This window comes from Litchfieldia alkalitelluris, from assembly GCF_002153425.1.
Classification (GTDB): domain Bacteria; phylum Bacillota; class Bacilli; order Bacillales; family Salisediminibacteriaceae; genus Evansella; species Evansella alkalicola.
Map to the genome: position 1 here is coordinate 4,029,254 of NZ_KZ119600.1, position 14,129 is coordinate 4,043,382.

The window sequence follows — 14,129 nt, forward strand, 5'->3', positions numbered from 1 at the left end:
GGTTCTTGCGTTTACAATTGTCTGACAATTGTAAACGCAAGAACCGTCCCCATGTTCACACTGGCCCATGTTCACTGGCCCACTACTTCACTTCAATCACTTTCCCGTACTCCTTTTCGTAATGGATTCCTCCGATGATCAGCGTATCGACCTTATCTGTAGTAGGGAAAATCATCGTTCTCACCCTTATATATGTTCCATCTTCTAGCTTGCGATGAGTATGACCTTTCGTGGTCTTTAGCTCTGTTCGCTCACCACTCTCACTAGCAGCAACAAATACACGATCAAGTAAAAACGTTTCTTCTGAGGCGATGGTGATCTCCACTTGCTCTGGCCCTATTGCAACGTATTCCACCCAAAGCTCTTCTCCCCCTACATCAACGACCACGTTTTCATCAACCAACCGCAAATCTATCTCCTGATTCAATTCTTTATACCCAACAAAGCTATCAACATGCAGTTCAATGGAAGAAAACTCATCCGGCAAACCTTCATAATTAATCTCAAAATTTGTTTTTCCAGTCCAGGAAGAACGTTCGCTTCCTCCAGTTTGAGGAATGGTTTCCCCATCCACAACCAGTTTCACACCACTTAACCTAAGAGGAATGCGGCTAAAATTGCTTACATCAAGAGTACCAGTTACGGTGGTAGACATTGGTGAAGCAGTAATGCTTTTAAATTTGACCTCCCCTTTATCCATCGCTACCGTCTGATTAATTCGTTGCTTCACGACAGATTGAATTGCTTCATTTGGTCGGTAACGGAAGGTCAAATCCCCCGTGATGCGTTCTTCCGACTCGATTGCATAATGCAGCGTCAATTTTTTCGCAAAAGGGCTTGGAGGATCGAAGGAAACGATACCTTTCTTCTCCGTATTGTCCTTATTCACAATGCCCCTAGACCATGTGGCATGATTATTCGTCATCCAACCAGTCAGTTTGTCAGGGTAAAAAAACTCGAATGCCCTGTCCAAACCGCCAGTTGGGTCTGTCAATGTATAGTAAACAATCGCTTGATTATCGTCAGTCATCATACCATCAATGACCAACGTCGTCGTATCATTGAGCATGACCGATTCCCCGATGATTTGACCCATTCCGAGCTCATTCACTTCCTGCAATGAACCTTCCGTAATGTCATCAAAACCAATCATTTTTTTCCCATAATAAGCAAAGGCGTTGTAGTTCATGCCAACCCCAACGGCAAGTACAAGAAAAATAGAAGCTGCGATGGACAGCCATTTGAATGGCGTTGGTCTCCTTTTTTGATCCAAAGCAGAACGTAACCTCTCTTCCAACTGAGGCGGGGCCTGCAAATCGCCAATATTCTTCCGTGTTTTCTTCAGTTCGTCCTTAATATTTCTCATTTACTTCCCCTCCCATCTGAACCTTCAGCTTTTTCAACCCTTGGAAAACTCGAGACTTAACGGTGCCAATCGGGACACTTTTCAACTCTGCGATAGACTCGTAATCCATATCCAATAAATATTTCAAGCGGATCGCGTCTGCCTGATCCTCACTTAAGGTAGCAAGCATTTGCTGGATGTCCAACTGCTGCTCCCGCTGTTGAAAAAAATTGTCCGTGGACTTTTCCGCGGTTTTCATCTTTTCTACGTTCTCCATGTCCTCAACAAAGCCCCATCTTTTCCGCTTCCGTAAAATATCTTTGCAGCAGTTCACTAATATTGTTTTACTCCATGAATAAAAGGCATCTTCCTTTTTTAAACGACCAATTTTTTCATATAAGATGACGATCGTATCCTCCATGGCATCTAGTGCGTCATGCTCGTTGCCCAAATATGTATACGCCAGCCGATAATAATCGTCTTTCTGATGCATGATGAGTTGAAGCAGCGCCTCTTTGTTGCCCTTCTTCGCCTTCTTCACTAACTTCGTAACATCCATACCTTCACCCCTTCCACTAAGGCAAACGAAAAATTCATTTATTATTTTGATTGATTGTTATGAAACTCTTTTAGTACGCGATAATTTCAGCGTTTCATGTTCTCTTACCTATATGAGTATTTCATCGGCAAAAAAGTTCATTTTTAAAGGGACGGTTCTTGCGTTTACAATTGTCTGACAATTGTAAACGTGAGAACCGTCCCCATGTTTTTATTGTAATGCTGTTCTTAAAGTTTCAATGTTTTTCCTCATTAGACTAAAGTAATCTTCCCCAGCTTCCACTTCTTCTTTTGTGAGAGACTCTAGGTTATGAAGCCATAATGCCTCGGCCCCAACTTCTTCACGAACTGTTTCTGCAATGTTTGCAGGAATATTTTGTTCAAACATAATATGTGAAATTCCGTTGTCCTCAATGTAATCTATCAACTCTCGAAGTTGAGCAATGGAAGGTTCATTAGTAGGTGAGATACCTGTAATACCAACTTGATGTATGTCGTATCGGTCTTCCCAGTATCCATACCCAGCATGAGATACAACTATTGTATCCTTTGTAATTGATTGACTCATGTCAAGAAACTCTTGATCCAACTCTTCTAACTGCGCCTTTAACTCTTCAAAATTCTCATTAAACACACTTTCACCATCTGGTTGTAACTCAACAAGTGTCTTCTTAATATTTTCTGCAATTTGAATTGCACGGATTGGATCTAACCATACATGAGGGTCTTCTTCGCCGTGCGAATGTCCTTGATCGTGCCCGTGGTCATGATCCCCATCATCTTCATGGCCGTGATCATCGTCATGCCCATGATCGTGATCGTCGTCATGACTGTGGCCGTGGTCATCTTCATGCCCGTGACCGTGATCGTCGTCATGTCCGTGGCCATGATCATCTTCATGCCCGTGAGCGTGATCGTCGTCATGTCCGTGTCCATGATCGTGGTCATGATCGTATCCAATTAGTTCAATGCCATCAGCAGCAGTCAAAACATATACATCATGAGATTCTACTGAATCCTTTATTCTTTCAGCGAAAACTTCAAATCCTGCACCGTTATAGATAAATATATCCCCCATAGCAATATCCATCATTTGGTTAGCTGTAGGTTCAAAAGAGTGTGCATCTACCCCAGCAGGAATTATATTTTCCACTTCAACGTATTCCCCACCAATTTTATTTGTGAAATCTTCTAGTGGAAAAAGAGTTGTATACACCTTCAAAGGATCAATAGGATCTTCCTCCGCAGCAACAGGCTCTTCTGTTTCAAGATCTTGGCCAGCCTCGTTTTCTTCAGCCTCTGAAACATTTTCTTCTTGCCCCGTATCTTGCCCACAAGCAGTAAGTATAAAAGCAAATAAAACAATAAATAAAACTAGTATTCTCTTCATGTTTTTCCCCTCTCTTTTTCCGTAATCATTCCGTTTTACAACGTCTACGGAATACTATATCGTAATCTTTACGTTTTGTAAACAGTAATCGTTACGTTTTATAATTTTTTTTCGTTCATTTATGTCCTACATTAAACAGGTACAAGAAGAAACTGTATTGACGTGCAAAAAGACTTCTTGATATATTTATTCCATTATTAGATAGACTCCTATGCAATAATTTATTGTTCCTTAAAGGGTAATTTCCCACAGGAGACTATTCTGCCACCCACGGCAAAGGAGACACTGCGAAGAATGAATAGATGTCGCACTTGTACCTTGCGTGAAAGCGAGTAGCCTGCAGCAGCGAACCAATTACATAGTGTCTAATTTCACTGTAGACTCTAAAAATTGTATGGCGAACCTTACCTAACTAGTACAATAAGTTATAAGCATTAAAGACATGTATCGGGAGGGCTTTGTTTGAATCCGATTCCCATAATGAAAAAACTGAAAAACTTATCCAGCATCCACTACATTTATGTAATAGTAGCCATTCTTTTTGGTGCTTCCTTTCTATTTGTTAACAACAACTACTTTTTATATGAAGATCCCATCGCAAAGGTTATTGAAACTAGTCATGTAGATACAACTGAGGCGATTGATAGTTTTGGAAATGAGGATCAATTGTACACGCAACATATAACTGGCCTAATAAAAAATGGAGATCACCAAGGGAATTTGATCCATTTAACGAATCAGTATTCCATGTCTGGGGCCTATGATCATAAATTTAATGTTGGAAATGATTTATTTGTATCTATTCATTCAGACAACTTGGAGAATGGAGAATTTACAGGAAGCATCAGGGAAGTGAAACGGGACAAATACGTGCTTGTAGTAGCATGGATTTTCATCTTTGCATTATTGCTTGTTGGGAAAAAACAAGGTTTATTCTCTTTAATTAGTTTGCTTGTCAACGCGATTATCTTATCTTTTATATTGGATATTTACATTGGAACCACAGGGTTAAGCTTGGTATTTCTATGCATACTCAGCGCCGTTTTTTTTACAATAACCTCTCTATTATTTGTGAACGGATTTAATGAGAAAACTTATTCGGCTATCATCGCTACATTGCTGGCAACTTTAATAACAATGATCATTACATACCTCACCTTGTGGGTCACATCCAGTAATGGCCTTTATTATGAAGCAATGCAATTCCTAACTCGACCACCTCAAACGGTATTTTTGGCAGGCATATTAATTGGATCTTTAGGTGCAGTGATGGATGTAGCCATCACCATTTCCTCTTCATTATTCAATTTATATGAGAAAAATACTAATATATCTACAAAGGCACTTCTTTCATCAGGAATGGAGATCGGAAAAGATATTATGGGTACCATGACAAACATATTATTTTTCGTATATGTTAGTGGCACTATCCCAGTAATCATTCTATATTTCAAAAATCATTCCATGTTAGGGTATACGTTATCCATCAATCTATCACTAGAGTTAGCAAGGGCAATTGCAGGTGGCATTGGTATCGTACTTACCATCCCCATCGGTTTATATATCACTGTGGGCTTCATTAACCGAAAGAGGGTGAGGTCATGAATACATTATTATTAATGACCATCATTTTATTTATCCTCATGAGATTAGTTGGGGGAAAAAAAGGAACCAAGTCTTTTATCGCATTGTTTTTAAACTTCGGTGTCCTACTCGTTACTATTATCTTAATGAGTAACCCTTCATTCAACTTGATCATTTTAACATTCATTGCATGTTTGATTATAAGTATTATCAATCTTTTTTATGTAAATGACATAAACACGAAAACAAAAACTGCATTTATTTCCACCCTCATTACGATCACGACCTTATTTATTTTTATTCTTATCATAACGGAAAAGGCAATGATTCAAGGCTTCGGGGGAGAAGAAATACATGAAATCAGTATTTTCTCCCTTTATATTGGCATTGATTTTGTCAAACTTGCCAGCTCAGTTATTGTGATGAGTACGATCGGTGCAATCATTGATATAGCCATTTCCATCTCTTCACCGATGCGAGAGCTATCCATTCACCAGCCTACTATTAGTAGAAGCGATCTATTCAAGTCAGGATTAAGTATCGGACGGGATATTTTAGGTACCAGCGTTAACACTCTATTCTTTGCTTTTTTCGGAAGCTATTTGGCTTTATTAATCTGGTTTAAAGATCTTTCCTATAGTTTAAGTGCGGTTATAAATTCAAAGATTATGAGTGCAGAAATGATAACCATATTATTTGCGGGCATTGGGGTAACACTCGTTATACCAATTACCTCCTTCATCACTGCCTACTTTTTAGTAAAAAAAGAAAGGGGCTAGGACAGCCTCTTTCTTTTTTATAAACGTAGGGACGGTTCTTGCGTTTACACGGTCAAGTATCCTAACTTGGTCATGTGGCATGGTATGGTGTGCATAACACTCCCACCTCTTCGTTTCATAGCTATTCGTGAACGCAAGAACCGTCCCTCTGTTTCCCTCTGTTTTTTATAAAAATTGCAGCAACATGCTCGCAATAGTAAAGTAAATAAATAATCCGACAATATCATTTATCGTTGTAATAAATGGACCTGAAGCAATAGCAGGATCGATTTTCAATTTATTTATGATAAGTGGTATCACTGTTCCAGTTAATGTTGATATAACAACAGTTGCAAAAAGGGATACTCCGATAATTAGCCCGAATATCATATTTCCTTGTGGAATAAATGTGGCGATCATCGAAACTAAGACCCCACATACAATACCCATTATTAATCCAGTTGCGGCTTCCCTTTTCAATAACCTCACAATTTCTGTTCGTTGAAACTTTTCCAGGGCGAGGCCTCGTACAACGATAGCTAACGATTGAGTCCCTGTGTTTCCAGCCATATCTGCAATTAGGGGGATAAAAATAGCTAGGATTGCTACCTCAGCTAACATCCCTTCAAAGCTTCCTATGAGGCCTGCCGTTAACATTCCAATGAACAACAATAAAATTAGCCAAGGTAATCGCTTTTTTGTAGCTGTCCACGCTCCGACATTTAAATCTAGCGCTCCCTTAACTGCAGCAAATTGTCCAATATCTTCCGTATTTTCTTCCTCAATAACATCGATAACATCATCGACAGTCACAATTCCAATGATTTTTTCCTCACTCGTCACGACAGGCACAGCTAATAAATCATATTTCTTGATAATGGTAGATACCTCTTCTTGATCAGCAAACGCCGAAACGGAGATAACTTGCTCTTTCATAATATCCCCAATCATCACTTCTTTGGCCGATGTAATTAATTCACGAAGAGATAAAATTCCGATTAGCGTTTCTTCCTCATTCGTAACATAAAGGTAGTAGATCGTTTCTGCCCCAAGTCCTTCTTCTCTTAAACGGTCCATCACTTCAGCTGCAGTTTCCTTTGGTGACAAAGTAATAAATTCAGTTGTCATAATGGAACCTGCTGTATTTTCTTTATAAGACAGTAGCAGTTTAATCGTATTGGCTTCTTTTTTGTCCATTTTTTCAAGTAAATATGAGGCAACACTATCTGGAATATTTCCAAAGAAGTCTGTAACATCATCGGCTGGAAGCTCGTTTAACATGCTTAATGCAAATTCATCTTCCAGTTCTGAAAAAACAGTTTTTTGACCCTGCAACTCTATCCCCTGAAAGATCTCTGCGAATTCAGGTGGCTTTAAATAGCGGTATACTTTTTTCCTCTTTTCTTTACTCATGAGTTTAAAGATCTCCACTTGATCTGTTGGATGAAGTTCTAAAAACTCTTCGCGGAAATTTTCAGCATCATTATTTTTTAAATATAAAAAAAGGTAGTAGGTAAACTCTTCACGATTCTTAAAATTCAATCTTTTCTTCATGGTACCTCCTCCTTTCTCACTGTCTTATAGATGCTCCACATCTACGGTTAATACGTAATCAATTTTTTTAATGAGGTAGTAGATTTCTGTTGTATATTGCTTTTCAGGAGCAGAGATACGCAAATCAATCTGTTGATTTCCATTCTCTAAATCCCTTAATTTAATATCTCGTATCGTAATATCACTTTTTTCGTTTTCATTTAGACCTTGCCCTTTTCTTTCAATCGTTTTGATTAACTCTGTCATTTTAAAATTTGGCTCCATAACAATTTTTACAGAGACATCTCGTTCCCTTAACGTTGCTGGACCCACTGACTTAATTACTCCTGGTAAAAAGTTAACGGCAACTATTAGCAAAACTACGGCAACCAACGCTTCAAAATAAAAACCAGCACCTACAGCAATACCAAGACCTGAAGCAGCCCAAATCATCGCAGCACTAGTTAGCCCTGAAATAACATCATTGTTCCGCCTCAATATCACTCCTGCTCCAAGAAAACCAACGCCACTTACTATTTGTGCCGCTAACCTCATTGGGTCCATCGCATTGTAGGTTGGCGTTGCAAAAAGCTGGAACGATTGAATAGAAACAATAGTGACAAGACAGCTTGCGACACAAATCACCATACTCGTTTTTAAACCTAAAGGCTTGTGCTTTAGTTGTCGGTCAATACCAATGAACATGCCGAAAAACAAAGCAATAGATAACTTCATGAGAATTTCTAATTCAAATGCCATCTGGATCACCCCTCACTGCTAGTATTAACTTAAGTCTTTGCTCTAAAAAAGACACCCTCAATAAAGAAGGTGCCATTGTAAACGTGGGGACGGTTCTTGCGTTTACACGGTCAAGTAACCTAACTTGGTCATGTGCCATGGTATGGTGTGCATAACACTCCCACCTCTTCGTTTCATAGCTATTCGTGAACGCAAGAACCGTCCCTCTGTTTCCTACTTTGGTAAATAATCCAGTAAAGCTGTTGCTATGGAGAAGTAAATAATTAAACCTAAAATATCGTTAACGGTTGTGATAAATGGTCCAGATGCAATGGCTGGGTCTAGCTTTAATTTAGTAATCGCAACAGGAACAACTGCCCCAATAATTGTTGCAACGCTTAGTGTTAAAAATAAAGATGCACCTACGATAAAGGCAAGAATGTAGCTTCCATATAAGAACGGAATAAGAATCATTAACACGATTGCACAAATAATCCCTAACATAACTCCTGTTCCAAATTCCCTTTTGATCGTATGAATCAGACCTTTTTTTTCAAAAGATCCTGTTGCAAGGGAACGTACCATTACAGCAAGAGACTGTGTACCTGTATTCCCAGCTGAGTCCATAATGAGAGGGATAAAGACAGCTAATAACACGATTTCTTCCAATGTTTCTTCAAATGTTCCGATCACACCTGCAGTAATGAGTCCGAAAAACATGAGCATGATAATCCAAGGCGAACGCTTTCTAGCTGCTGAGAAGGAGGTAATGTTAACATCTGTTGCCCCTTTGGCCGCTGTAAAGTCATCAAAATCCTCTGTTGCTTCTTCCTCTAAAACGTCCATAATATCATCAACTGTGACGATACCGATTAATTCGTTTGTAGTAGTCACAACTGGAGCAGCTAGTAAATCATAGTCTTTAATTAGCTGTGCGACCTCTTCTTGGTCCGTGTGAGATTCAACGGAAACCACTTGTTTACTCATTAAGTTTTCCACAGTCTCATTTAGCGGTGCGACAATTAAGTCCCTAAGGGAAACAACGCCCACTAGCTTGTCTTTCGGGTCCACAACGTAAAGGTAGTATACGGTTTCTGCTTCAGGGCCTTCCTTTCGAAGTAGCTCCATCACTTGGGCAGCGGTTGCCTTCGCATTAATGGAAATAAACTCTTTAGTCATGAGCGCCCCAGCTGATTCTTCAGGATAGGACATGAGCTCAATAACTTCATCTGCTTCTACTTTTTCCATCGCATTTAAGATGTCTTTCGCGTGAGGCTCGTTAATTTCTCCTAAAAAGTCAGCTGCATCGTCCGAAGGCATATAGTTAAACATTTTTGCGGCATAAGCTTTATCTAGTTCTTTCACTACTTCCTTTTGCTCTTCCACTTCTAGGCCTTGGAAGATTTCAGAAAACTCTTCTGCTGATAAATACTCATAAAACATTGGCCGTTTATCTTTATATAAGTCTTGGAACAACTCCACCTGATCCGTTGGATGTAGCTCTAAAAAATGCTTTAAAAATTGATCTTTATCTTGATTTTTCAGCGACTTAAAAATTGTATCAAAGTAATTTTCGCGGTATTCTTCATTTAATCTGTTCATCCAAACTGCCTCCTTTTTAACCTGCGTATACGAATGGAGTTACTATAAAAGATTCCTCAATATATTAAGGTTATACTTATTATTTTCATATACCCCACTCACTTACAGGCAAACAATATAACAAGGATTAGATTTGGCCGATACCAGTTAAGTGGTGGTAATGGCTATTCTTGTTCTTATTGTTTTTGGTTCTTTGCTTATTGTTTTTTGTTCTTTGCTCATTGTTTTTAGTTACGAACACCATTTTTTGTAAAAAACTAGAATAGGGGTCACTATCCATTTTCCATTACCACCTCCGTTTTAAAATATAAAAAACCCACCTCGAATGAAGGTGGGTATATATATATCCAAATTAACAGCACCACAAATACAAATACACAAAAATGCATAGAGATGCCATTCAATTACCTCCATTCGTAGAGCTTTAGCACTGTGCGGCATAGGTTTATAACCAGCTACGTTAAAAACCACCTTATGTCGATGGTTTCTGTTGACCCATTGGCGTCTTTGGACGTTTTTGGGCAGCAGCGTATCTCCTGCACAGGAGCCTCACCTAACGAGGTTTATATTTAATTTATTTACATTGAACACAATACAGGAGCAAAAAAATAATGTCAACACTTTTTTGGTGAACATGGGGGATAAACATGGGGACGGTTCTTGCGTTTACAATTGTCTGACAATTGTAAACGCAAGAACCGTCCCTTCGCTCACAAGCTTCTCAAGAAGTCCTCTGCTTCTCTAGATGATTTGAGAATGATAACGTTCTTTTTTGTAGAAATACCTTCCAGTTTTCTCATTACTTCCGGTCGTTTTGCAATTGGATAATTCCACACCCACTTAAGGAAAAGGGGATCAAGTTTTTCTGGACAATTAGCACCCATATCTGGTCTTGTTTTCTTTCGATACATGATTTGCCTCTTCAACACCCGATATGTACAGACCCACTTTGAATAGTCTAGAAAAATTATCGTGTCTGCAGCTTCTATCCGCAAATCCATGGTGCTTCCGAAATTTCCATCTACAATCCACTCTTCTTTTTTCAGCAACTCCTGCTGGATTTCTACCCACTTATCTCTTGGCGTTTCCACCCAACCTGGTTTCCAATACAAGGCATCTAGATGTACCACTTCAATTCCGAGATGCTGCCCAATTTGTTTAGCCAAAGTAGACTTTCCAGCCCCACCTGATCCGATTATCGCTATTCTCTTCACGTTACACCTCACATTTATAGTCCTCCATGAAAAACAAAGGGACGGTTCTTGCGTTCACACTGTCACTGATTCCTAATATGACTCCTGTTGAACCACAAGAACCTTTTATTAGGTTCATAGTCAATTCGTAAACGCAAGAACCGTCCCGCTGTTCACCTTTCACTATTTCTGGCGTTCAAAAACATACAGTTTCCCATTCTCAGGACGAGAAATTTTCGGTCCTTTGAAACCTCTCCTCAGAAGCTCTCTTCGTAAAAAAATAATGATTCCACCATGACTAACGACAAGGGTGTTATCCCCGTTTTCTATCACTCGATCAAGAAACTGGTTAAGTCTTTTTATGACACTCGTTCTCGTTTCAGGCTGTGACTTATGATTTACATACCAAGCAATTCTACCTGCAACAAGATGAAATGAAAGAGGGAGTTTCCACTTACTAGGAAGGCATGGGGCAACTGGGATCTCCCTTAAATCCTCTAAATAAGTAATCTCCCGTTGATAGATGGATTCAGCTGTGACTTGCGCCCTATAAAGATCACTAGAAAAACAATTTCCCCACTCCCCATCACTTATTTGAACATCTCTAGTAATGACCTCTGATACATCATATTCACTTGCCCAATTTCTCAAGCCTTCAGCATTAACCCTCCCTTTTGGATATCCTAATTGAACCTCAAAATGCCGTACTAATCCAATTTTCATATCTATCTCCTTAAATTTATAGATAACCTATTTTTTGTAAAAATGGTGATACAGAATCGAATCTAGGGAACGAATATGTAGTTTTACTATATTTCATCAATAGTAATTGCACCGTCTTGTCCCCGTTCATTTATGTAATGCAAAAACAGCGGGACGGTTCTTGCGTTCATACTGTCACTGAATCCTAATATGACTCCTGTTGAACCACAAGAACCTTTTATTAGGTTCATAGTCAATTCGTAAACGCAAGAAGAACGAAATCGCTCCGCGATGGCTAACCCATATCTAAAATTGTTCAATAAAAATACAAAAAAAGTATGCTCCTTTTGTGGTATTGTTTTAATCGCCAAACCAAAACAATAATCCCAAAAGAAAGGCATACTTTTTCTAATGAAGATTATAACATGGACTATTAAGAAAAAACATCTACATATTTTTGACAAATCAAGAGCACCTCCCTTGATATGAGTTTCTTTAAATTACTCATTTTAAGGAGGTAATCTAATGAACAATTATAAAGAAGTTGTAGATTTATACTTTGAATTAAAAGATTCGCCAGAATCTACCCGAGAATCCTATTGGAGACGGATGAAGTTATTTTTAGATTTTATCGAGAAGCGTGGTTTCTCTATTGAACAAATTACTTTAGAACATATCCAACAATTTATTCTATATCTAAAAAAAGAACGCCACCTTAAGCCTGGGACTATTAATAATTATATTTCGGCTATTAGGTTTTTCTATACTTATGTATTAGAGAAAGAATGGAATTCACGAAAAGTACCTAGAATGAAACGTATAAACCGTCTCCCTATCATTCTGTCAAAAGAAGAAGTCATGACCCTTATTCATTCAACTACTAATTTAAAACATAAAGCGATGTTAGTTTTAATTTATGGAAGCGGATTACGAGTAAGTGAAGTGGTCAAACTTAAAATTGGAGATATATCTAGTAAAAAAATGTGGATACGAGTGGAAGGTGCTAAACACGGTACGGATCGATACACTATCCTATCGGACTTTGCACTTCAAACTTTGAGAGAATACTTCAAAAGCTACTTCTCACGTAAATCTTACTCAAGAGAAGACTGGCTGTTTCCTGGTTCAAATAAAGATTGTCATATCCATGTTAAAACAATAAAAAACACAATGATTAAATTAAGAGATAATTTAGGAATGGATTCAAGAATTTCAGCTCACACCTTAAGGCATTGTTTTTCCACACATTCATTAGAAGATGGGGTTGAACTAGTTTATATCCAACAGATGTTAGGTCACAAAAACCTTGAGACAACGTCTAAATATCTTCACATGACATCTAAAGGGTTGATGGGGATTAAGAGTCCATTGGATCCAGGTGACTCCTAATATGGCACTTACTGTTCAGAACTTATTCCAATCCACCTATCATAATTTTAAAGGACAATATAAACCGTCTTTTAACCAACTAAAAGTGGTAAAGAGCATTATAAATTGTAGAACCTCAGCTTTAGGTACCTATACTTTTTCATGTGAATCTAATGGTTGTGACCATACGGTTGTTCGTAACTATTCCTGTAGGAATAGGCACTGTCCTATGTGCCAAGGAGTGAATAAAGAAATCTGGGTAGACCAAAGGAAAAAGGACATATTAAATGCCCCATACTTTCATGTGGTTTTTACCATGCCTGAACAATTGAAGAGGATAATCTATCATAACCAACAACTACTCTATGATCTTATGTTTAAATGTGTAGCTGAAACTTTAATGGAATTATCGGAAGATGAAAAATATTTAGGCGCGCAGATTGGTTTTCTTTCTGTGTTGCATACATGGGGGCAAAACTTACATTATCACCCCCATATCCATTCCGTTGTATTAGCTGGTGGACTAAACAAACTGAATCAATGGAAACAAGCTAGTAAAAAATTCTTTATTCCTGTTAAGGTACTGTCTAAAAAATTCAGAGGGAAATTTCTTTATTACTTAAAACTTTACTATCAGAAGGAAGTTTTAAGCTTCTTTGGAGAGTCTGCACAATATAAAGATCCAAAACAATTTCAGAAACTAATAGATTCGTGTTATGCATTAGATTGGTACAGTTATACGAAAAAACCCTTTGCAGGACCGCTGGAGGTAATGGAATATCTAGCTCGTTACACACATCGTATTGCCATTTCCAATAAAAGACTAATATCGGCAGACAAGGCTAATGTGACATTTCGTGTCAGAGATTATAAGGGTAATAAGAAGAAACAAGTTACTATGACTTCCGTTGAATTTATGCGAAGGTTTTTAATGCATGTGCTCCCGAAGGGATTTGTGAAACTCAGGTACTATGGATTATTAGCTAATAGAATAAAAACAGAAAAACTAACACTTTGTAGATCATTAACAAACAGTCCGATTTATAAATCTATATTTGAAGGTTTAAGTTATATTGAGGTATTATCGATTATTTTTAGAAAAGATCTCACTTTATGCCCAAAGTGCAAAAAGGCTCATTTAAAGTCCAGCTTATCAGGAGATACCTCATAAACTGTCTGAATAGAATAGAATTTAAAAAGCCCCTTAAGTGGGGAGGGGGGAGTTATGTTCAAATTTAACAAAACACCATTCAAATTACCCAGCTATAGCTTTTATTAGGAAAAAAATCAAAAATCAAGGTCAAGTTCAAAAGATTGAATCCCCAAGGGAGCTGGTGCGGAGTATCGCGACTTCATTC

At 38.2% G+C, this 14,129-nt stretch carries 12 protein-coding genes and 1 riboswitch; of the genes, 4 read left to right on the plus strand and 8 right to left on the minus strand.

The window, feature by feature from the left end; translation table 11 throughout:
- Nucleotides 1-82: 82 nt before the first annotated feature.
- The 3 genes from BW724_RS19100 to BW724_RS19110 all read right to left on the minus strand — a co-directional run bounded on the left by BW724_RS19100 (nt 83) and on the right by BW724_RS19110 (nt 3,293).
- Nucleotides 83-1,366 (minus strand): DUF4179 domain-containing protein, encoded by a 1,284-nt coding sequence (locus tag BW724_RS19100; protein WP_088076721.1) that lies wholly within the window; start codon nt 1,364-1,366, stop codon nt 83-85.
- Nucleotides 1,353-1,904, minus strand: coding sequence for an RNA polymerase sigma factor (locus BW724_RS19105; protein WP_088076722.1), 552 nt, complete (start codon nt 1,902-1,904; stop codon nt 1,353-1,355). Before BW724_RS19105 ends, BW724_RS19100 begins: the two co-directional genes overlap by 14 nt.
- Before the next feature lie 210 nt (nt 1,905-2,114).
- Entirely contained in the window at nt 2,115-3,293 is a 1,179-nt protein-coding gene (locus tag BW724_RS19110) for a metal ABC transporter solute-binding protein, Zn/Mn family (protein ID WP_088076723.1), read from the minus strand.
- 480 nt (nt 3,294-3,773) lie between these two features.
- Here BW724_RS19110 and BW724_RS19115 point away from each other — a divergent pair, with 480 nt between their 5' ends.
- Together BW724_RS19115 and BW724_RS19120 are read left to right on the plus strand one after the other, a co-directional pair.
- Nucleotides 3,774-4,898 carry a YibE/F family protein gene (locus BW724_RS19115; protein ID WP_088078069.1) on the plus strand — a complete coding sequence of 375 codons (1,125 nt, stop codon included), beginning with the start codon at nt 3,774-3,776 and terminating at the stop codon, nt 4,896-4,898.
- On the plus strand, nt 4,895-5,656 hold the full coding sequence (locus BW724_RS19120) for a YibE/F family protein (protein WP_088076724.1): 762 nt from the start codon (nt 4,895-4,897) through the stop codon (nt 5,654-5,656). The genes BW724_RS19115 and BW724_RS19120 overlap by 4 nt, the downstream gene beginning before the upstream one ends.
- 165 nt (nt 5,657-5,821) lie before the next feature.
- On the opposite strand, the gene mgtE (BW724_RS19125) is transcribed toward BW724_RS19120, so the two are convergent.
- From mgtE (BW724_RS19125) to BW724_RS19145, 5 genes are all read right to left on the minus strand, one after another.
- Nucleotides 5,822-7,189, minus strand: coding sequence for a magnesium transporter (gene mgtE, locus BW724_RS19125; RefSeq protein ID WP_088076725.1), 1,368 nt, complete (start codon nt 7,187-7,189; stop codon nt 5,822-5,824).
- 24 nt (nt 7,190-7,213) lie between these two features.
- Nucleotides 7,214-7,927, minus strand: a complete 714-nt coding sequence (locus BW724_RS19130; protein ID WP_088076726.1) for an MgtC/SapB family protein — start codon at nt 7,925-7,927, stop codon at nt 7,214-7,216.
- A gap of 213 nt (nt 7,928-8,140) precedes the next feature.
- Nucleotides 8,141-9,508 (minus strand): magnesium transporter, encoded by a 1,368-nt coding sequence (mgtE, locus tag BW724_RS19135; protein WP_088076727.1) that lies wholly within the window; start codon nt 9,506-9,508, stop codon nt 8,141-8,143.
- A gap of 402 nt (nt 9,509-9,910) precedes the next feature.
- A riboswitch (M-box (ykoK) riboswitch) is annotated at nt 9,911-10,076 on the minus strand.
- A 142-nt stretch (nt 10,077-10,218) separates the two neighbouring features.
- The gene (locus tag BW724_RS19140; protein ID WP_088078071.1) at nt 10,219-10,722 is read right to left on the minus strand and encodes a DNA topology modulation protein; all 504 of its coding nucleotides are present in this window, start codon (nt 10,720-10,722) and stop codon (nt 10,219-10,221) included.
- Nucleotides 10,723-10,884: 162 nt separating this feature from the next.
- A complete protein-coding gene (locus tag BW724_RS19145) occupies nt 10,885-11,424 on the minus strand; it encodes a histidine phosphatase family protein (protein WP_088076728.1) in 540 nt (179 codons plus the stop codon).
- Between the two features lie 504 nt (nt 11,425-11,928).
- Here BW724_RS19145 and BW724_RS19155 point away from each other — a divergent pair.
- Both BW724_RS19155 and BW724_RS19160 read left to right on the plus strand, forming a co-directional pair.
- Entirely contained in the window at nt 11,929-12,792 is an 864-nt protein-coding gene (locus BW724_RS19155) for a tyrosine-type recombinase/integrase (RefSeq protein ID WP_088076730.1), read from the plus strand.
- 1 nt (nt 12,793) lies between these two features.
- Nucleotides 12,794-13,942 carry an IS91 family transposase gene (locus tag BW724_RS19160; RefSeq protein ID WP_088076731.1) on the plus strand — a complete coding sequence of 383 codons (1,149 nt, stop codon included), beginning with the start codon at nt 12,794-12,796 and terminating at the stop codon, nt 13,940-13,942.
- The last annotated feature ends 187 nt before the right edge of the window (nt 13,943-14,129 follow it).

Excerpts from the sequence above, each read along its gene's own strand:
- BW724_RS19130 (WP_088076726.1), bottom strand. The coding sequence starts at position 7,927 with ATGGCATTTGAATTAGAAATTCTCATGAAGTTATCTATTGCTTTGTTT.
- mgtE (WP_088076725.1), bottom strand. The coding sequence starts at position 7,189 with ATGAAGAAAAGATTGAATTTTAAGAATCGTGAAGAGTTTACCTACTAC.
- BW724_RS19105 (WP_088076722.1), bottom strand. The coding sequence starts at position 1,904 with ATGGATGTTACGAAGTTAGTGAAGAAGGCGAAGAAGGGCAACAAAGAG.
- BW724_RS19155 (WP_088076730.1), top strand. The coding sequence starts at position 11,929 with ATGAACAATTATAAAGAAGTTGTAGATTTATACTTTGAATTAAAAGAT.
- BW724_RS19115 (WP_088078069.1), top strand. The coding sequence starts at position 3,774 with ATGAAAAAACTGAAAAACTTATCCAGCATCCACTACATTTATGTAATA.
- mgtE (WP_088076727.1), bottom strand. The coding sequence starts at position 9,508 with ATGAACAGATTAAATGAAGAATACCGCGAAAATTACTTTGATACAATT.
- BW724_RS19145 (WP_088076728.1), bottom strand. The coding sequence starts at position 11,424 with ATGAAAATTGGATTAGTACGGCATTTTGAGGTTCAATTAGGATATCCA.
- BW724_RS19120 (WP_088076724.1), top strand. The coding sequence starts at position 4,895 with ATGAATACATTATTATTAATGACCATCATTTTATTTATCCTCATGAGA.
- BW724_RS19160 (WP_088076731.1), top strand. The coding sequence starts at position 12,794 with ATGGCACTTACTGTTCAGAACTTATTCCAATCCACCTATCATAATTTT.
- BW724_RS19100 (WP_088076721.1), bottom strand. The coding sequence starts at position 1,366 with ATGAGAAATATTAAGGACGAACTGAAGAAAACACGGAAGAATATTGGC.
- BW724_RS19110 (WP_088076723.1), bottom strand. The coding sequence starts at position 3,293 with ATGAAGAGAATACTAGTTTTATTTATTGTTTTATTTGCTTTTATACTT.